This window comes from Mesorhizobium sp. WSM4817, assembly GCF_055811135.1.
This window is the reverse complement of sequence record NZ_JBVVQQ010000022.1, coordinates 111310-129736: the sequence shown is the minus strand read 5'-3', so window position 1 is coordinate 129736 and position 18427 is coordinate 111310. Positions and strand designations below refer to the sequence as shown.

Here is an 18427-nt window from a genome sequence, read left to right as displayed (position 1 = left end):
GTATAACCCATGTCAAGGCAGCCAAGCCGGCGGCGAAGGCAGCCTGACCGTCTGAACAGGGGAAAGATGATTAAACTCGTATCTCCGCGGCCATGTCGCGCTGCTTAACCGCCCCACAAAGCCTTATGCTTTCCGAGAAGCAAGGCCAGTTGCTGGCTCGACGCTTGGTCCGAAATCGAGGTCCTGCAGCGTGGCGCATGGCTCGGTCGCTGCTCGTGGCCACGCTGCTGCGGTACAGGTCCCTCGCCGCCCCACCATCTCGCGCGCCTGCACCTCGGATAGCGATCATTCACCGTTTGTTCATTATAATAGCGCACGGTCATAACTGGACATGCTGGTAGCTCGTACATGCCTGAAGGCCCCGGCGCGCGACCCAGCGCAGGGGCCTTTTTACTTCCCCAAAATCCATTCCAGCAACGCGGGCACTTCGCAGGATGTCGCAATCTAGTGCGGACAATAACCGGATTGGCTTTCATTTCAGCCCTCAATGCACAAGAGAGTTAGGACACACACCCCCGCGCTTGGGATGATTCACCGTGTAGCGAATTCCGCGAGTCAAACGAATTCGGGTTCCTCAAATATACAATCGTCGACACCGATCCTGATGGATCGAGCCTCGATGACAAAATCAACCATCTACGGAATTGTTCAATATTGCCGAGAGCTACCGGTCCGACATTCGTGAGGTGGGCGGTCAGCAACGATCCTGGTGATCGCCGCATCTTTCGTGTTCACATGGCCACAGTCGGCCGCATCGGTGCCGAGATCAGACCAGAAGTCGCTGATCGTTTATGTCAGTTGGCAGTTTTCGCAGCAACGTACGCCATGATGTGAGTCGTGTCTTCCAAGCGCCGATTTGGCCGGGTAGGGTTTGCAAGGGGGCGAACAACCGGATGAACGAACGGAATGATACTGGAAAAACTGCGCGCCTGCTGGAGATTTAGCCCGACCGTCGATAGGAATGTCGCCCTGGTCGAAGGCTTTCTGAAGGGCAAGAGTTTCGCCGACCTGGCGCAGGAACATAGCCTGTCGAAATCGAGGGTGCGCCAAATCATCGAGAAGGCTGATCGGCTCGTGGGCGGCGGCATCCTGACCAAGGCTGAATCGTCCAAGGCCTCGCCTCGATCCGATTTCATGGTCGAGTATCCATATGTGTGGAACCTGGCCGAGATGCACCGGCTCGGTAGCGTCACGCCGCACCATTTCTTTGCGGAGCTGGAACGCGCCGGATCGCTGGAGCGGCTGGTTGACAAGATGAAGCGGTTGCCGAGGCGCACACCTACAACAACACGTGAGCTGGCGCGCCTCGTGTGGCAAAAGGAGAGGGGCGAGAGCCCATGGCCTGCAATGAAGCGATCAAAAGTTGTGATCGTGGAACCAAGCTGCCCTGCCGATCATCCGGATCGCGGCCTTCAATGCCAGCTTGCCTTGGAACCAGCCTTTCAGCAATTGGGTGAGCGCGCCGCGGAATCTGGCTGGACCGAGGACGAGATAGCCCGCGCGCTCCTCGAACTCGCCGGCGCGCGCCTCAGGAGCAATTCCGCCAATCGTGAGACTGAGAGGGCGATTGATCGTGCCAAGGCAACGAGATGAGCGGCACCTTCCATTCGATCCATGGTCCTGATCGTTGCTGACCACCAACATAGACATCGTCGTCGTCGCCATCGCAGGCGAATTGGAGTCCACCATGCCCGGTCGGGCGATGAAAGTGTCACTGCCGGCGCCACAAATCGTTGAGGATGCCCCTCCAGGGCAAGCATTCGGCCCCGTATAGTCGGCGTTGGCACCTTTTTCGCCTGCGCCCGCCCCCACAACATGCTGTCGAAATTGACCGTCAGGACGCGATCGACGCCAGCGTATCCGCTCTCGCCGGGTTCGCTGATGTGATGGATCCCATCTCGAATTTCTGGTTGATCCGCCAACTCGATCTTTCGCAACCCCATAAGAGTTGCAAAATGCATGATCGCTTGGCTAAGCCCATCGGCAGCGTCCGACAGAGTAGCCGAAGCCCCACCACTCGAAACCAGCTTTCCTAGTACTACAGTTGCGGATATTCGCGTCGTTTGTAGTGACAGATGGTGGCCGCGGCCCGATGTCGCCGTAGCCATAGCGACCAGGCGATGATGAAGGGCTTTTGTGTCGGCGGGAAGATGGAGGATCCGGGCGAGGAGATAGCGGATCTCGGGGACGCTCGGGACCAGCGCAGTCATCCGAATCAGGCGGCGATTGGCTCCTTTGGACTCGTTTCGTTCGGTTGCTCCATGCGCTGTGGCGAAGATCAGCCGACAGCTTGGAGAAGAACGCCAGGGCGGCCATGCACAGGCTCATGTGGCGATGCCATCCGTGCCAGGACCGAGCCTCGCAATGATCAAGTCCGAGATCATCCTTGGCGCGCTCAAAACACTCCTCGACCGCCCAGCGTAGGCCGGCCACTGCCGCCAATTCGGCCAAGGCGGATCCGGGCGGGGCGAAGACCAGGTAGTGGGCTTTTTCTGTCGATGTCGATCGCTTGCGGCGGACCATAAGCCAATGCTCGAAGCCGTCATTCGATGTCCAAGGGCGGCGGATGCGTGCCCAGTCGTAGAGCCGAGGCCCTTTGGCGCCTTCACCTGCCGCATGACAGACCCAGTCCTCAGGCGCGAGCTCGCTGGCCAGTTCCTCGGGCGAGGCTCCCTCAGACCGACGATCCCCCCACGACGCATGAAGTGAGCGCCTCGAACCGCCAGGACATAGGGCTGCTCGCGAGCTTCCAGCATCCGGCGACGGCTACTGTCGGCCCCGTAGACGGCGTCGCCCAGAAACGCACGGGACGCCGGCATCGAGCGCCGCCTCGACCATGGCGCGCGCCATCTTCGGCTTGGCCGCAAATTCGACCGTCTCCGGGATCGACGCCTTGGCACATCGCCCCCGATCCTTTGTCAGCTCTCCGGCAGATAAAGGCGACGATCGACTCGCGTAAGCCAAGGTGGAGCTAACGCGGGCGTATCCGATGATCATGAGTGTCACTTTCCTCATTGAGAGTTGGTGAACAATACAGAGTGACGGTAAGTGCACACGTCAAGCGGCGTGTTCACGAAGGTATACGTTTGTGAACACCCGCGCGGGTAATCCCGACCACGCCCCTCGGTCATGATCTCGGCAGTCGCCCTGGGCGTATATCCACCTGGCGGATTACGGAGATTGGGGCCACATCGTCACCAGCCGCGAAACGTCAAAGCCCCTGCGTCGTGGAGCGAAGGGGGCACGGGGGGTCCACGCGCGAGCCGGTTATCCGATCACCCGGGCGAATTTTTCCGCCAAACATTCCGAGCCAAATCCGCTATGGTCAGTAAATCTGGCACCGGGGGAGTGCAGTAGGTGATCAAGGCTCTGAAGCGATGCGGCGTATTGTTGTGTACAGCGGTCGTCACCTCGGCTGCCAATGCAGAGGTCCTATCGTTCCAATGCAGTTGGAACCAAATGGCTCCCGTGACAATCGCGGTAGACACCAACTCTATGTCTGCCTCGCGCGACGATGGCGGAAGTCCCTACAGCGTCATAAAGGTGTCGAAGTGGGGCGTGTGGTTGCTGGTCGATCAGCCAAGCCATGTGGTTGTGGCTACAGTCCAGATGATTGAGCGATCTTCCTCCTTCGACGAACCCGGCAATCCTGGTAAGTGGGTCGACGTATTAATTGCAATTACTGGGTCAGTGTCGCCGATAGAAGGGGGTGTGTGCTGGGAAAGAGGTGGACGATGAAATACATCATTGCCGTGGCGGTCGTTCTGGTCTCCTCACAGGCCTCGAAGGCGGCAGAGGGAACACAACTGCTGGGGGCCTGCCGTGAGCTTGTTGGAGGTCTTCACAGCAACAATCAGACTAAAGACGGCATCAACGTCCCAAGCACCTTCACTTCCGGGCTGTGCATGGGGTCGATGGAAATGCTGCAAGGTCTGTCGCAGCTATGGTTTCAGGGGGAAAGTCGGCCAGCCCTGGCCCTGTGTGTGCCGCCTGAAGTGCGGACAACACAGTATGCTCGCATCGTCATCAAATACCTTGATGCTCACCCTGAAGAGCTGCACCAAGATGGCTCTTACCTTGCCTATATGGCGCTGAACTCAGCCTTCCCCTGTAAGGAGGCGCAGTCCGCAAAGTAGGAAGGGGGCACGGGGGGCCTCGCGCGAGCCGGTAATCCGATCCCCCGCTCAGAAATTTCTACCAAACATTCCGGCCCCTTTTTGGTGCGAAATCGTACATTGATTTTTTCCGGGAAAGTGCAACAAGTGGTTACTTGGGGCAGTGGCTCGGGGAACCCTCGGGTGAACGTTAAGACGACCAACGGGCGCACATTCAGGGACCTTGTTATGGAGGTCATCGTGGCAGCGCCATACGGCGGAATCGTCTCCGTTAAGGCCACCATAGCAGCGGTGCGCGAAGATGGCCCCCATTGGGAAGTGACCGACTGTGATCTGATCGAGTTGATCGTGGAAGCGGCTCCGGCATTTGGGCGCGCGGTAGCCTTCGACCAACGCGAATGATCCTCTGATGGCCGTCGGTTGATGAGCCAGTCTTTCGCGTTCGGAAATTTCTACCTCACATTCGGCCCGTCTTACGGAACCCTTTTTCAGTCGAAGAGTTGCGTCTGAAACTAGGTGGACCGTTATGGTAACCCGAGACAGGGACTGTGGCTTTCGCGAATTGATCAGTTCGGAAGACAATCGTCGGAAGCTACGCAAGCGATTGAGTCTGGAAAACGATCGAACTTTGCCACCAAGGCTGGCCGCCTTAGCGGTGAAGCTTCAGGAGGCCCTTGAGCGGCGAGAGCAAGAATTGTCCGACGAGAACCCGGGCAGCCCTATCCAAAACATTCCTGATCCCTGAAGGAACCATTCCGAGTTGCGGCTGGGCGGGGTCGGGACATGCAACATGGCAAAGCGTGATAAGGCCGGGCAAACGCCCCCCCGTTGCGGAGTTCATTCGGCAGTTCATCAGTGCTGAAGACAATCGTCATCACGTACACAAGTTGCTTGGGCTGGAGGTCGAACAGGAACTGACGCCCACTCTGGCATCATTACTTGAGGCGATCGGAAAGGCCGGTCGGGACGAAACTCCATAGCTGCCCTTACGGGTCCTGCCAAGGGGGAGCCCGCCGCCATTGAGGGAACAACGACGGACCCCACAGCGGCTGGATTTCCACGGAGAATCGACCGCCGCGATTCTCAACCCGCGCGGGCCTACATCGTTCCCTTATCAGCGGCCTCTTCCCCGTTGCGGGGCTGTTGGTTCGATCTCGGCTCACGTTGGTCGCTACGTGCATACTCCGATAGGGGACGGCCCGACAGCCTATCGAGAGACTATCGGGCCCCCACGCCTAGCCGGCGGGCGGGGGGCGTTGGGGGTCGCCGGCTGGGCGAACGATATGCCACTACATGCACAATTGCTAATTTAGCAAAAGGATCATGGTCCGTTCCCCTAGTCATCAAATCGGATAAGCCTAGACTCGAACCTGTGCGCAAACGAGTGACTGCCGGTGCTGGCCGGCTGGAGTTCATTCCTCCGATGATGCCGTCCTTGGTGGCCAAGCCGCCCCAAGGAGACGGATGGACTCACGAGGTCAAATTCGACGGCTACCGCTCTCAAATCCTCATCGACAATGGGGAGGTTCGCATCTTCACCAGGCGAGGTCTTGATTGGACAGCCAAGTATCGCGACCTAGCCGAGACAGCCAAGTATCGCGACCTAGCCGAGACAGCCAAGGGGCTGAATGTCCAGAACGTGATCATCGATGGCGAAGTGATCGTTCTCAACAAGGAGGGCCATTCGGACTATGCCGAGCTGCGCAAGGCGATCACCCAACGCCAGCACGATCTTTACTTCGTCGCGTTCGACCTGCTGCACCTGAATGGCCACGACTTACGCGACATGGAGCTGGAGGACAGGCGGGAAATCCTGGCCGGCCTCATAGGGTCCGTCAGCCGTATCCAGTTCAGCGAGGCACTGCCCGGCGACGCAGACGCGATCTATCATCTCCTCGATAAGGCCGGCCTGGAGGGGATGGTCTCGAAGCGTTCGGACTCCAAGTATCGCAGCGGCCCGACGACCAACTGGCTGAAGACCAAGTGCTTCACAGTCGGCGAGTTCGAGCTGCTTGGCGTCGAGCGTGAGAGGGGCAAGCCGGCATTCGCCCTCCTAGCTGAACCTGGCACCAGGAAATACGCTGGCAGCGCCTTCGTCAGCGTCAATCGCGAGATGCGGGAACGGCTCTGGGACCGCGTCCAGGAACATGCCGGGCCACCGCCCAAAGACATGCCATGGCGGCCGGCAACGCAGTGGGTCAAGCCAGGCATCAAAGCCCGCGTGAAGCACCTTCGGGGCGAGGAAGATCTTCGCCATGCCACATTGCAGGACTTCTGGGATGAATCCACGAAGAGGCGATGAAGGCAGACTTGTCCTTCGCATCGACAGAATCTCAGCGTTCATCCGGGGCTATCACTGGTGCCTTGATGTCCGTCCGATAGGACCAGCGAATTTTTATCTCTACAGCCTCGACAGGACCAACGCTCACGCAATCCGATTTCCGGTTCCTGTATTCTGGAATCTCAAGCCAGATGGTGCAGCGATAATATCGCGGATCAAACTTTGGGTTATGTTTCCTATAGAAGATAACTACCGTGTTGACACCATCCAGCACCTCTTCGCGCAGCCGGTGACAATCCGAACGGCGGACATTGTCAACGATACTGTACGGCGTGCTGCGCCAAGGCGCGTAAGGTGTCCTCCGCTGGTACGCGATGCCATTTTCAAAGACCATCTCTTCATGCGTCACACTGCGTTTCTGGGGCTTCTTGATCACGAAGTCCCGCGTCGCCTGAAAGGCGGGCATCCTGGCGAGCGCTTCATTAGCCGCAGTCATAGGATAACATGCGTCTTCAATCTGCTGATTGTTGCGCAAATCTGCATAAGATGCCGAAGGCAAACACCCCGCGCTGACGGCAAGGGCGGTGAATCGTGTCAAAAGGCTCATCGTTGGAAGCATGTCTCGTCTGACACCGTGAGATGGAATCTCCGACTGAATTAGACCATGCATGGGGCCTTAGAGGAAGCGCTCGCCGTCGGCGCGGTGCTCGAAACAGAACCAGTGCGGCGTCTGCCTGGGCTTGGCAAAGCCCCATCCTGCATTCTTGCAGCAGCCGGGATGCTCGCACCGATGGTGTTGAATGCCGGGGCGCGTGACGGGCTCCATTGCATCCGGAAGGCGGATCAGTTCGTCGCTCATCCTATGATCCTCCCATCTGAGCAAGAGCCACCTCTTCACTCCATGTCGGGCACGTCACCGCCAACGAAGAGCGTCGTCGGCTCCCCGTATTCTCCAAGCGCCGGATTGGCTTCGCGCGACCATGCAATCACACCGGCGTGTTTTCGCCGCCAAACCCTTGGCCGTCCTTATTGCTCGGTCCTCGGTCTGCTGCTCGGCTGGCCCAAAGACAGGCTGAAGGTCGCCGCTCTCGTCGCGGTCGAAGGCAGTGACCACGATTAGCTTGGGAGTCTTGTGCTGCGGGAGGATGTTCTCTGACATGCTCATTTTCTTTCGTTGAACTGCCGCTCAGGCGCCAAGGACGCGAGCTTATCCAATGGAAGGACTTGGCGCACGAAGTCGCTCGTTCCACCTGGACCAGTCGCAACAGCACCGACAATAGGCACCATCGGCAGTTCTCGCTTTGGCGCTTTCTCTTTGGCCTTTAGGTCTGCGATTTCCTCGTCACGCCTAGCAATTCGGCTTTCCAGATTGGCGATACGCTCGGTCAGCAAGTAGCGGCCGACCAAGAAGCCGCCCCCTCCGAATAGAGCTGCAAACGTCGCAAAGACGGTCGGGTTCGCCAGCACCAGCGCCGAGTTGGCTTCCAGGAAGGCGATAAGGTCATGCATCGGGCAACATTCGTCCTCGCGTGAGCGCCCACGGCTGTCACCCCAAGATGGCACGCGTGTCGTCGTAGCTGACATGCACCAGCCCCGGATGCCGGTGAGCGAGGGCGACTATCTGGGTCTCAAGCTCGCAGTTGTAGGCCATGAGCGCCTTCACCGTCTCAAGCGGGCTGTCGTAGCGAGCGATGAGTTTCTCGGCTTCGGAGTGCAGTTCCGCCTTGGCCTCGGGGTCCAGATGCAAAATGCCCATTGTGGTGCCTCCTATCGCGTCGCCCGGCGCGGTGCCGAGAGTGCGCCAAGCCGTCCCCGAAGGTGCCTGTTAAGGAGGATCACTTCCTTGAGCGCCTTCACTACGTCGCCTTTGTGGACGGCAACGAACTTGTAGGCCGTATCCTGTAAGGCGGCCTCTTGGCGGCTGTCCAGCGTCACATTGTGGTCCATGGCAGTGCCTCCAAACGCCCTATGACATAGTGAACAAAATAGGAACAAAGATGTCAAGTGAGAATTGACCAGAGGAGGAATGAGTTCCTATCTTGGATCATGCCTGACACTGGTGGAAGACGTAAACGCGGCAGCGAATGGAAAATCAGCAATGCCCACGAGGTCGGGCAGCCGGGCTCTGCAACGTCAAGCGCTGGTATCAGCCGGAGGACCTGAAGGAAATCTTCGGGGACATTGAGGCGGAGCTGGTGGGCAGCAAAATGAACTGCGAACGGTGTGGCATGAACGAGTTCATGAATGTGGAGACGCAAAACCCAACGGCGCGAGAACGGCAGGGCATCCGAGTTAGGCGGCTTGCTGAAATCAGGACGGTTCGGCGCGTGATTTGGCGGGACGAGAATTGAGAGGAGACTGCTTGTGATCTTAGGCCGATCCTACTGCGAGATTTCCCTTCTTATCGAACAGTGTCGTGCCGCATTGTCCCGTTGCCTCGTCGAACAAGGCTGACCGTTTGGTACCCAAGGTGTAGGCCAGACCATAGCTAAATTCCTCATCGTTCCACTCTCGAAAAATTCGGACTTCCTGAGTTCCCGGCAGGAAGCCGCGAGAATAAGGGGTCACCCTAACTTGGTCGACTTGAAGCTCCTTTGGGCTCTCGGAGGTTAGGTAAAAATGGGTGGCATCTCGTAATGCCGCCTTGTAGTGCACTCGAGCCGACAGCTCTCTGAACTGAGTGCGGGATACTGTTGACCCGGCAAGGCCAAAAGGCCCCTGCGGTCCCACTTCCATCTGCAGGCCGCCATCGCTGACGAAACAAATACCTAGATGTCCGGCCATTATTGCCACGGACTGTCCCAGGATGTTCGTCGACAAATCGAAGCAATCTTCTCCACCATCTGCAATTTGGAAGTGGTAGAGTGAGAAAGGCAACTCGCCGTGCAAACATCGAAATACGGTCGGCTTGCGGGCGCTTTGCATTAGGAAGTGGCAATGATGCAGTTCCTCAATAAATTCTGAGGAGACAATCGGGCCGCTTTCAGGCTTCGCGCGGTCAAAGAGCAGACTGGTTTCCTTGACGAGTAGACCGATAAGTATCTTTGCCAGCCAACGCCCGATTACCATCTTCTCGGCGATTGACCGCACCGTTCCACGCGCAAAGATCGGCTGCACAAAACCCTCTATCCTCGATAGAAAGCCGGTATTGCAATTCACGCAGCATGGGACCGTTAGGTGCCGATACTGTATCAAGCTCCGGTTGAGGAGGGTGAGGCGCTGATTGGCCAGCTTGAACTGCTTCTGTAGCCACTGGGGAACCACGTGTTCGCCACGGCCGGAGCTGGGTGGACCTCCGCATGCAAAACACTGCCGTCGAGAAATGTTATCCTCCAATACGGCTCTGCGTGAGTTCTCAAGAACATATGTCACATCCCCTTTTGATGACATTCCCCACCCCCTTAGAATAACGACCCCTGTGCGGGCGCTGGCGGAAACTTGATCTGCGTCGCGGGCTTCTCGACAACCATCAAGGCGTCGTCGGCATCCCCAACGCAGATTGGCGACCTCACGCTGCCCGTCCGGCGCGTTCTGGACCACTGGGCCGGGCTGGTTGGGGTAGATGTCGATAGACGGCTCAAGGTTGCCCAAGGTGTCCCGCAAGGCGCGGGTCCACCCGTCACAAATGCAGCATCAGAACTCTGGCACCGGCTTGTCTCTACAACCGAACTTGCCGCCCGTCGCCGCGTCCTTGATGTTCTCGTTGTAGAAAGTGCCCTTCGACTGGGCCGCTAAGAGGGCAGACACCGTGCCTTGGTCAATCTCGCAGTAGTGATACCAAACCTGCTTCAGACGGATAAGCATGTAGGCATGAGCTGCGTTGTAGCATACCCGCTTGACCACACTGCTATCCAGTTCGCCGCTGCACTCGAAGTGGGCAAGGTCCACCGGGCCGCGATACTTCACGTCCACGGTCTCGGCAAAGGCCGATGCTGTCGCCAACAATGCGACGGCCAAAACTGCCAGTGATAAGTGCTTCGGTAAGATGGACATCAATCTCACTCCTGATCCGCTGGCTGAACAAACCATCTATCCAGCGTCAAATCCGGCAGCTCCTCTCCGACGGTTATCACTATCAGTGCATTTCCTTTGCCATCGACGTAGCGGAACCTGCATTGTGCCATGCCAGTACCTGCGCAGGTTTCCGTCTCTTGAAATGCGTTACAGATGTCCGATCTGCCGCCGCATCTCTCCTCGGCCTGGCCCCAAGGATAGCGGACTGCTTGCCACCCTCCGGCAACCAAGAGTTTCCTCGCTTGTGGATAATCATCCCCTGGTGGAGCGCGTCATAAGCTTCTTCGCGCGGCCCGGCGCTGACTTCCATGACGCCAAGCAGCAAACCCAACACGACAAACGGTAACTTTGACATTGTCCCGCCTCCACCAAAGTTCCTTGGTCCTAATCAAAGGCGATCTATCGGGCAAGCCTAAGGTTTGTGCTGCTGGGCGAGATTGGGTATGTTCTAACCAACTTTTGCCAATGCCTTCTCAAGCGCCCGTCTGGCCACCTCAAGCCGCGCCTCGTCGCCCCCGTAGTCCTACCCAACGCTGCCCGAGGAGTGCCCAAGGACGATGTCTTGATCCGACTTGGTGACGCCGGCCAATCGCAGCCGATCCTTCATCAGGTGGCGAAGGGAATGGGTGGTGGCCTTCGGGTCAGAGACACAAGCCCGAACATGTTTGCCGAGGGCAGCGGATGCTGACGCCGGACCACGCGGCCTACCATAGGCAGGAAAGAGCATTGTCGAGTTGCCAGCCGCCCTAACAGCCGCGCGCGCTGCCTCAAGGGCGTCACCAATCAACGGAACGTTCCTGCGAGACACTTTATTCTTAATGCGGCGGTCGGCGTGCCATTCGACAGTCATATGCGGCGAAGCATGATCAAGGTGTACGTCTGTCACTCTGAGCCCTGAAGCTTCTGCAAGGCGGCTGCCCGTGCCATCCAAGAGCCTCCAGATGTGCTGAAGGTCTTGCTTGGCCGTTGACATGATTCGGGCGCGTATTGCTGCGGCTTCGTCCAGGGTGAACGGGCGACGTTTGTCCTTGTCAGGCTCGGCCTTGTCCTTGGGAGCCGCCTCCAGGTTCATGAACGGGTTCGTGACCTTGAGGTCATGTTCCCGGATGGCGTGATTGATGGCGGCGCGCACCACGTTAAGGTAACGGTCACGGACGAAGCCTTCCGGCCTTCGATCATGTGGTCGCGGACTTCCTTGGCATCCTGCCGCTTCAAGCTGCTAAGTTTCCGGTCCCTTCCGAGACCCTCTCTGACCAGCTTGAAAATCCGATCAAGCTCCATCTGCTTCGTCTTGTCGTCCCCTACTTTCTCATTGAGATAAAGCTTCCGGGCATCTTCGAGGGTGGGGTCGGGCTGCACGTCACGGCTGCCTAACATCAATGTCCGAAGCAGCGCTGCGTCATTGCCGGAAACACCAATGGGATAGCCGTCGTCACCCGACTGGATACTTCTGGGCGATACTGTCAGCAATCACGTCTCTCGCCACCGCTTCGTGGTCGAAATCCCTGCCACCGCCTTGCCAATCGGGATCAAGCTTCCATTGCCTGACTTGCCTGTCGGCGCGTTGAAACTGGTCCAGGGGCGTGTCTGCGGTCCCGGGTGAGACAGGCTGAGGCGCATTCACCCGTAGTGCGGCGTTTTTCAGTCGCTGCTCAGTTTCGGCATGGACCTTCTTGTATCGTGCCATTGCTTCGGCCTCGGTTTTCCCGAGCGGCACAACGATCTCACCTCGACCGAGAAACGCCTTGAGGGCAGGGGGAACTTTACGTCGATAGCGCCATCCGGCCTTGCCGCGTTTCTGAAGATATTGCACTAAAATCATCATTCCCGTGTACCCTTCGGTGTACCTCGGGCGAAGCGCAAACCCTTGCAACTGTTGGGACATAAGACTTTGAGGTTTAAAGTGGCTCCCCGGGCCGGATGTGACTTGCTGTCCCTTCCAAGATCAATCAGGAGATCCCCATGAGCAATCCAGTCCTTCTCAACCTGACCATTCCTGACTCCGACGTTATACCGCTGACCAGCCGTGTTGGAGCTGAAATCAGAGGCGTCCGCCTTGGCGGAGACCTTTCGGACGCAGCGATAGCAGCCATCAACCAGCTTCTTCTAAAACACAATGCTTCGCCCTGCGGACAGCCGACGGCGAAGCCACCGCGGCCGCGAAAATCTCTCGACGACGGCTCGATTCCAGGACCGTCCCGCCATTTTTGGGATGTGATCCGTGCAGATGCTTGAGCCGGGATCGGGACCTGACCGGCGTTGCATCGAGATCCGCAGACTGAGGCGAAGAGGGCGAATCTCGATACGCCGGCCTGGGTCATCGTGGACGAATTCAATGTCTATGACCTCGCGGCCTCATCGGCTTTGGAGTGTACCGTTCCGGTAGGCCAGTTCACGCGACGTTTCATGGGGAAGGCAGCGGCGGCCATTCGGGCCAAACACACCCGCACATACCGCGGCAATGATCACCGCATGCTCGCTGAAATCCGGCACGTCCCTCAAAGGAGGCGGCCAAGGTGACGGAGGAAATCGCCGGCTACACAACAGAGTCGCAGGCGAAGTTGACGTCAGCCTTGGATCTGGTACGCGAGCTCAATTGAAAGCATCCGCAGCCGGGCAGAGCTTCGCCGAGGTGATGGAAGGCCGACAAAGGCCTCGGGAAGCGCTGTTTGCAATCGGTGCCAGGCGTTCTATGTCATGTCGGACGTGATTCCGTCCCTGATAAACACGCGTTCTTTGCGCTTGAAAAGGCAGTGCGTGCGGCGGGGAACCACCAGCAATTAAGGGCAGCCAGGGTCGCGAACGGCCACCGAAAGCTCCCCTGCGAAACGACCGAGTTGCAGACAGATCAGCCTTGGCTGAGTTCTTTCAGCCTCATTCATTTCTGCGTCGCTGCCTTCCTCAACCAGTCGCGCATTTGTCGCGCGGGCCGTGACAGGTGCGCCGTGTCAGGGGTCAGCAGATGATACTGTTCCCGTCCCGGCAGCACTGGGCCGGGAAGCTGAACAAGACGCCCCGACCGCAGATGTTGGCCGCAGGAGAGATGGTCGCCGATGGCAATGCCAAGGCCGCCGAGCGCCGCGTCGATGCACAGATGGGTGCGGTTGAAGAACAGGTGGTTGTCGAGATCGTCCAGCATGACGCCTGCCGCTTCGCAATAGCGTCGCCACCAGTAGAGCCCGCGCTCGTGGATCAGCCTGTGCGCAGCGTAGAAGCCTCGTGAGGCCGGATCTGGGCCCTTGGCGATCAATGCGGGCGAGGCGACCGGGAACGCGTTGAGATCAAGGAAGGGCTCGGAGCGAAAGCCGATCAGCGCCGCCGGTCCCCACGTCAGCACCAGGTCGACATCGCCGGGCAGGCTGCGCGGCGGGTCCGGGCGGCAGCGGAGATCGACGTTGACCCGCAGCGCCTCCAGCGCCTGCGCCGTCAGGCGTGGCATGAGCCACAAGACCGCCAGATCGGTTTCCACATCCAGAACCACTGTTCCCTTGGCCGTGCCGCGTTTCAGACGTCCGACGCCGAGCGCCAGATCGGCGAAGGACCGGGCGACGGTGCGGGCGAAGAGGCTGCCTTCGCCGGTCAGCACGACATGGCGTGCATGACGCTCGAAAAGTTCGACGCCCAGTTCCATCTCCAGATTGCGCACGTGGCGGCTGACGGCAGCATGGCTGACGCCCAGTTCGTCCGCCGCCGCAGCGAAGCTGCCATGCCGGGCAGCTGCTTCGAAGGCGCGGGTGGCGTTGAGGTTGGGCAGTTTGCGCATGAGACCAGCATAACAAAAGCGTTCGCTTGCAGCAAAAAATGTCGTTTGAGTGAAAGCTCACTTCGCGCGATTTCCTGGGATCCCCATCGCCAGGAGGATGCCATGACCCGAGCGCAGAACCCCCAAACCCGGATGATCGTAGCGCTGATTCTCGGCGTGACGATCTACGGCCTCGCGATGGGCACCACCTATCCGCTTCTGGGTCTCTTGCTATCGGATCGCGTGTCAGGCGCGCTCAATGGCCTGAATACGGCAGCGACCGGCCTCGGCCTCATGACCGGCGTGGTGCTGGTGCCCGGCCTCACCCGCCGGTTGGGCGCGGGTCGAACGGCGCTGGCAGGTGTGGGGCTGCTGGCGCTGGCGCTCGTTGCACTGGCCTTCCTGCGGGACTTCTGGCCGATCTTCGCGGCCCGCGTGATTCTGGGCTGCGGTGCGGGTCTCATGTTCATCGTCGCCGAAACGGCGCTGAACGCGGCCGCGGCGCCAGAGCGGCGCGGGCAGATCATGGGCGTCTATACCGCTGCCAATGCCCTCGGTTTCGTACTCGGTCCCGCGATGATCGCGCTGATGCCCGACCGCCCGGCCGCGCTTCTCCTCGGTTGCGCCGCGATAGCGCTGATGGCGGTGATCCCGTTCGCCGCGGTGGAACGGCCGGTGAGCCGCTTGGTAGTGGCGGGATCGGCGCGCCACATCGTGTCGGCGATCACAGCCTTTCCTTTAGCCTTCGGCTTTCTCTTCATCGCCTCGACGATTGATGCCATCGCCATCAGCCTCATGCCGGTCATCATGCTCGATCGCGATTTCGACGTCTCGCAGGCGGTGCTGCTCGCCGCGGTGTTCCATGTCGGCCTGGTGATCGGGCAGCCGCTGATCGGGCTGGCGCTGGACAAGGCTGGCCGCCGCCGCACGGTTCTTGGTTGCTGCGGCCTATCGCTCGCCTGCACCCTGCCGCTGGTTTCCGGACCAGGTATGGGATTCTGGCCCGTAGCCGGGCTGATGCTGGTCTGGGGCGGCGCGAATTACGGGCTCTACACCGCTGGGCTCGCGCTGATCGGCGACCGCTTCCGGGCTGAGATGCTGACGGCGGCTACCGCCGCCCTTGCCTCCGTCTATGCTCTGGCCGCCGTCATCGGCCCCGTCGTCGCCGGCGGCATGATGAATGCGCTCGGCGCGCAGGGCCTATTCGGGGCGGCAGCGGTTGTCTATCTGACGGCGCTCTGCGCTGGCCTCTGGCTATTCCGGCCGGTCGAGCCGGAATGGCAGAAACATCAAATCCGCTGATATCCGCAATAGCTCGATCGTGCCATTCGCAATGCATGTCGAGACAACTACAACCGCTCGGCTTCGACTGCGAGCGACTGCCGCGCGTGTTCCCCCTCGGACCTCGAACATCTGGAAAGGGACCTCGTGGTGGAAATCTGCCAGTCCAGCTCGTGTTCAATGTGCGAGCCGATCGGGCGGCACGCGGGCTCGGCCCGCAGCCCAATCCCGCTCTCTTGAGATGGCTTCCTGGTCCAGCTCCGGATCTTCCACGATCAACCCCTGAAGGGGTCCGCTAGCAAGCTGCGGCCGCGGCGGCTTCGCCTTTGCGGTGATCGCGCCCGGAGCCCGACCTTTGAGGAGCCATCGAGCGGGAATTGGCCCGCTCCAAAGATGGAGTCCTCAGATGTCGCAAGATCTTTCCCTCGCCCAAAGCCACGCCTTCCAGCTCGCCCGCACCCTCATGGTCCCTGTCACGCTCTTCCGCTCCGGCGACGAGTTCGGCGTCCTGCCAAGCGCCGAACTCGACGACGATGAGGTCGAGACTCTCGCCGAATACGATCCCTTTGAACACGGGCCGGCTCATTGAGCCGGCCTCCTCCTCCCGGAGGTGCCGCTTGCGAGCTTGCGCCGGCAAGGGAAGCTGCGCCGCAGCTGGCCCGGGGGCGGCGGTCCGAGGTGCAAAAACACACATTGCCAGCCGCGCCCTTGCCGCCTTTGCTCTTCGCGGCGTCCGGAAGGGGTTCCGCAAGGTGCGGGAAAGAAAACCTGAAGGAAGGCGGGTGCCTGCGGCGCACGAAGAGGGACATGGAACAGAACGAACTCGATGAACTTCGACAAAGGGTGGCCTGCGCGGCCGCGCTGGATCACGCTGGTTACGCGATCGACCTGAAGGAGAGTACCCGACGTGCGGTCAAATACCGGCGCGGCGACCAGATCGTCATCGTGATCCATGACGGAAAAGGCTGGTTCGATCCGCTCTCCGACGCAAAGGGGGATGTGTTCTCGCTGATGACCCATCTGCATGGGGTCGGTTTCGGGGAGGCGACGTTGCTGGTCGCCCGCCTGGTCGGCCACGAGCCGCGCGAGCCTGTGTGGAAAAGGCAGGCCCGGAAGCGCAAGCCCGATCTCGGCGTCGCCGAACGCTGGAGCGCCCGCCGCGAGCCCTGGCCGGGATCGATGACATGGCGCTACCTGCGCGACGACCGCCATCTTCCGGAAGCCGTGATCAGCGCCGCCATCCGTCATGACCTCCTGCGCGAAGGTCCTCGCGGCAGCATGTGGGCCGCTCACAGGGACGGGGCGGGGGTCGTGACCGGCTGCGAGGAACGCGGTCCGGAATGGCGCGGCTTCTCGACCGGCGGCGCGAAGGTGCTGTTCCGCTTTGGCTTCTGCGATGCGCTCCGTCTCTGCGTCACCGAGGCCGCGATCGACGCCATGAGCCTGGCCGCGCTCGAGAGCACTCGCCGCGATAGCCTCTATGTCAGTACCGGGGGCGGCTGGGCTCCCGTCACCGATGCGGCTATCCGGCTGCTGGCGGCGCGGGAGGGCCTGTTGCTGGTCGCCGCCACCGACAACAACGCGCAGGGCGACACCTACGCGGTTCGCCTCGAAGCGGTCGCCCGCGAGGCTGGCTGCGGCTTTGAACGTCTCCGGCCGGACGAGGAGGACTGGAACGCCGAGCTCAAGGCAAGGGTGAAGAACCGGGTAAAGGGAGAAAAGAGGAAATAAGAAAGCCTGGCTGCCGCATGCCCGCCGGCCGCGTCAAGGGTAAAGCTGCGCCCGCTTCGCGGCCCTTGACCCGGCCGGACGGAGAGGCGGCCGCGGAGGAGGGGTCAGGAAGGGCCGGAAGAGGATGGCGACATCGAGTGGATGAGCCGCGCTCCAGCCCGACGAGGCTGAAAGGAGCCCACCCATGACCCGCTTGTCCGTCCGCAAGGTTTATCAGGGCATCGCCGACCGCCGGCAGATGTTCCGCATGTTCGACCGCCACGCTCAACGTCCGGATCGGTTCCAGGACGATGCCGGTGCTTTGTACCCCGGCGAATGGTTCGAGATCTCAGAGGCCGAGCACGATTACATGTTCGAGATCCTGCCGCCGCTCTTCATGCGCGGTGACATGTTCGCGCTGCCTGAGTTTCTCACCGACCGCATCACCAGCATCTTCTACGCGCTGAACATCGATGGCCGCATGCGGTATTTCCACGGCTATTGCGACCTGCTCGACAAGGGCTCGCCTGAGCGGATGCGCGATGCGATCGTCGAACGCGAAACCCGTCCCGTTCGGGCGATGACCCGCGAGGAGCGCCTGGAGCACATCTGGTCGAGCACCCACGACGACTATCGCGGCTACGCCGGTGAGCGCTGGCCGGAACGCGACCGCGGCAGGCGCACGGTGATGTTTTATGGCGGCGGCCATGGCACCACGCTGAAGCTGCTGGACGACCTTACGGATGCGGAGATCGCGGCGAAGCTGCCCGTGCATTTGCGCTATCTCCCAGACGCGATCGCGGCGTGACGGAGGCTGTGAGATGATGTTGACCTTCACCATCACCGCCGTCCGCGAGGTCATCGCTCGCGGCATTGTCGACGCGAAAGCCAATGGCGGGTTCCGCGATCCCCACTTCGGACTATCCGCCGCCGACAACCGCAAGCCCGGCCTCTGGCTCGTCGGAGACCACGGCGTCTACCTATGCTCCAACGGCGAACTGGCAAAGGGGGCGAAGCCGCTCGTCGCCTACGCCGAGGAATGCGATCCTCGCAGAAACGACGGCTGGTTCGAGATCAAACGCCGGACGTTCGGCGGCGACGACGGCGTGGATTTTCTCGACGCCGCAGGCCTGCAGGCCCTGATCGCAGCCAGTCCCGGCTGCACGCATCTGCGCATCGCGTTCCTAAAGGACTCGATGCAGCTCTTCGTGATCGTGCGAGACTAGCGATCCGTTGGCGGGCGCCGTCCGACGGCCGTCCAACATCCAATCCCCCACATTCCTC

At 60.3% G+C, this 18427-nt stretch carries 22 protein-coding genes and 3 pseudogenes; 11 read left to right on the top strand and 14 right to left on the bottom strand.

The window, feature by feature from the left end:
- Positions 1-906 precede the first annotated feature (906 nt).
- Positions 907-1593, top strand: a complete 687-nt coding sequence (locus AC0L2K_RS26130; protein ID WP_473532719.1) for a hypothetical protein — start codon at positions 907-909, stop codon at positions 1591-1593.
- Between the two features lie 622 nt (positions 1594-2215).
- Here the strand turns inward: AC0L2K_RS26130 and AC0L2K_RS26125 are convergent.
- A pseudogene (locus tag AC0L2K_RS26125) lies at positions 2216-2951 on the bottom strand (IS701 family transposase); the annotation flags it as partial.
- A 783-nt stretch (positions 2952-3734) separates the two neighbouring features.
- Here AC0L2K_RS26125 and AC0L2K_RS26120 point away from each other — a divergent pair.
- From AC0L2K_RS26120 to AC0L2K_RS26110, 3 genes are all read left to right on the top strand, one after another.
- Positions 3735-4136 carry a Rap1a/Tai family immunity protein gene (locus AC0L2K_RS26120; protein ID WP_473532718.1) on the top strand — a complete coding sequence of 134 codons (402 nt, stop codon included), beginning with the start codon at positions 3735-3737 and terminating at the stop codon, positions 4134-4136.
- 207 nt (positions 4137-4343) lie between these two features.
- On the top strand, positions 4344-4517 hold the full coding sequence (locus AC0L2K_RS26115) for a hypothetical protein (protein WP_473532717.1): 174 nt from the start codon (positions 4344-4346) through the stop codon (positions 4515-4517).
- Between the two features lie 1021 nt (positions 4518-5538).
- On the top strand, positions 5539-6417 hold the full coding sequence (locus AC0L2K_RS26110; RefSeq protein ID WP_473532716.1) for an ATP-dependent DNA ligase: 879 nt from the start codon (positions 5539-5541) through the stop codon (positions 6415-6417).
- 31 nt (positions 6418-6448) lie between these two features.
- Here AC0L2K_RS26110 and AC0L2K_RS26105 read toward each other — a convergent pair whose 3' ends face one another.
- The 6 genes and pseudogenes from AC0L2K_RS26105 to AC0L2K_RS26080 form a co-directional block, all read right to left on the bottom strand.
- Complete coding sequence (locus tag AC0L2K_RS26105; RefSeq protein ID WP_473532715.1) at positions 6449-7003, bottom strand: hypothetical protein; 555 nt, start codon at positions 7001-7003, stop codon at positions 6449-6451.
- Positions 7004-7072: 69 nt separating this feature from the next.
- Positions 7073-7255: a hypothetical protein gene (locus AC0L2K_RS26100; protein WP_473532714.1), complete on the bottom strand. Its 183-nt coding sequence runs from the start codon at positions 7253-7255 to the stop codon at positions 7073-7075.
- A 35-nt stretch (positions 7256-7290) separates the two neighbouring features.
- Positions 7291-7555: pseudogene (locus AC0L2K_RS26095) on the bottom strand (hypothetical protein).
- A 2-nt stretch (positions 7556-7557) separates the two neighbouring features.
- Positions 7558-7905 (bottom strand): hypothetical protein, encoded by a 348-nt coding sequence (locus AC0L2K_RS26090; protein WP_473532713.1) that lies wholly within the window; start codon positions 7903-7905, stop codon positions 7558-7560.
- Between the two features lie 37 nt (positions 7906-7942).
- A complete protein-coding gene (locus AC0L2K_RS26085; RefSeq protein WP_473532712.1) occupies positions 7943-8152 on the bottom strand; it encodes a hypothetical protein in 210 nt (69 codons plus the stop codon).
- 11 nt (positions 8153-8163) lie between these two features.
- Positions 8164-8343 (bottom strand): hypothetical protein, encoded by a 180-nt coding sequence (locus AC0L2K_RS26080; RefSeq protein ID WP_473532711.1) that lies wholly within the window; start codon positions 8341-8343, stop codon positions 8164-8166.
- Between the two features lie 137 nt (positions 8344-8480).
- Here AC0L2K_RS26080 and AC0L2K_RS26075 point away from each other — a divergent pair, with 137 nt between their 5' ends.
- Entirely contained in the window at positions 8481-8747 is a 267-nt protein-coding gene (locus tag AC0L2K_RS26075) for a hypothetical protein (RefSeq protein ID WP_473532710.1), read from the top strand.
- Between the two features lie 19 nt (positions 8748-8766).
- Here the strand turns inward: AC0L2K_RS26075 and AC0L2K_RS26070 are convergent, their stop codons facing one another.
- The 6 genes from AC0L2K_RS26070 to AC0L2K_RS26045 all read right to left on the bottom strand — a co-directional run bounded on the left by AC0L2K_RS26070 (position 8767) and on the right by AC0L2K_RS26045 (position 12235).
- Positions 8767-9513 carry a hypothetical protein gene (locus AC0L2K_RS26070; RefSeq protein ID WP_473532709.1) on the bottom strand — a complete coding sequence of 249 codons (747 nt, stop codon included), beginning with the start codon at positions 9511-9513 and terminating at the stop codon, positions 8767-8769.
- 516 nt (positions 9514-10029) lie between these two features.
- The gene (locus AC0L2K_RS26065; protein WP_473532708.1) at positions 10030-10389 is read right to left on the bottom strand and encodes a KTSC domain-containing protein; all 360 of its coding nucleotides are present in this window, start codon (positions 10387-10389) and stop codon (positions 10030-10032) included.
- Positions 10390-10471: 82 nt separating this feature from the next.
- The gene (locus AC0L2K_RS26060; RefSeq protein WP_473532707.1) at positions 10472-10765 is read right to left on the bottom strand and encodes a hypothetical protein; all 294 of its coding nucleotides are present in this window, start codon (positions 10763-10765) and stop codon (positions 10472-10474) included.
- Positions 10766-10933: 168 nt separating this feature from the next.
- The gene (locus AC0L2K_RS26055; protein WP_473532706.1) at positions 10934-11482 is read right to left on the bottom strand and encodes a tyrosine-type recombinase/integrase; all 549 of its coding nucleotides are present in this window, start codon (positions 11480-11482) and stop codon (positions 10934-10936) included.
- Positions 11479-11880, bottom strand: coding sequence for a hypothetical protein (locus AC0L2K_RS26050; protein ID WP_473532705.1), 402 nt, complete (start codon positions 11878-11880; stop codon positions 11479-11481). The genes AC0L2K_RS26055 and AC0L2K_RS26050 overlap by 4 nt, the downstream gene beginning before the upstream one ends.
- Entirely contained in the window at positions 11843-12235 is a 393-nt protein-coding gene (locus AC0L2K_RS26045) for a DUF6538 domain-containing protein (protein ID WP_473532704.1), read from the bottom strand. The genes AC0L2K_RS26050 and AC0L2K_RS26045 overlap by 38 nt, the downstream gene beginning before the upstream one ends.
- A 137-nt stretch (positions 12236-12372) precedes the next feature.
- Here AC0L2K_RS26045 and AC0L2K_RS26040 point away from each other — a divergent pair.
- Positions 12373-12525: pseudogene (locus tag AC0L2K_RS26040) on the top strand (TauD/TfdA family dioxygenase); the annotation flags it as partial.
- Between the two features lie 763 nt (positions 12526-13288).
- On the opposite strand, the gene AC0L2K_RS26035 reads toward AC0L2K_RS26040, so the two are convergent.
- The gene (locus AC0L2K_RS26035) at positions 13289-14173 is read right to left on the bottom strand and encodes a LysR substrate-binding domain-containing protein (RefSeq protein ID WP_473532703.1); all 885 of its coding nucleotides are present in this window, start codon (positions 14171-14173) and stop codon (positions 13289-13291) included.
- Here AC0L2K_RS26035 and AC0L2K_RS26030 point away from each other — a divergent pair.
- From AC0L2K_RS26030 to AC0L2K_RS26010, 5 genes are all read left to right on the top strand, one after another.
- Positions 14075-15454: an MFS transporter gene (locus AC0L2K_RS26030; RefSeq protein WP_473532702.1), complete on the top strand. Its 1380-nt coding sequence runs from the start codon at positions 14075-14077 to the stop codon at positions 15452-15454. The two genes, AC0L2K_RS26035 and AC0L2K_RS26030, sit on opposite strands and share 99 nt — an antisense overlap.
- Before the next feature lie 385 nt (positions 15455-15839).
- Positions 15840-16022 carry a hypothetical protein gene (locus AC0L2K_RS26025; RefSeq protein WP_095488758.1) on the top strand — a complete coding sequence of 61 codons (183 nt, stop codon included), beginning with the start codon at positions 15840-15842 and terminating at the stop codon, positions 16020-16022.
- Between the two features lie 218 nt (positions 16023-16240).
- The gene (locus tag AC0L2K_RS26020) at positions 16241-17164 is read left to right on the top strand and encodes a DUF3991 and toprim domain-containing protein (protein WP_473532701.1); all 924 of its coding nucleotides are present in this window, start codon (positions 16241-16243) and stop codon (positions 17162-17164) included.
- 184 nt (positions 17165-17348) lie between these two features.
- Entirely contained in the window at positions 17349-17951 is a 603-nt protein-coding gene (locus tag AC0L2K_RS26015) for a DUF1419 domain-containing protein (protein WP_473532700.1), read from the top strand.
- Positions 17952-17967: 16 nt separating this feature from the next.
- Complete coding sequence (locus tag AC0L2K_RS26010; RefSeq protein ID WP_473532724.1) at positions 17968-18369, top strand: DUF3085 domain-containing protein; 402 nt, start codon at positions 17968-17970, stop codon at positions 18367-18369.
- The last annotated feature ends 58 nt before the right edge of the window (positions 18370-18427 follow it).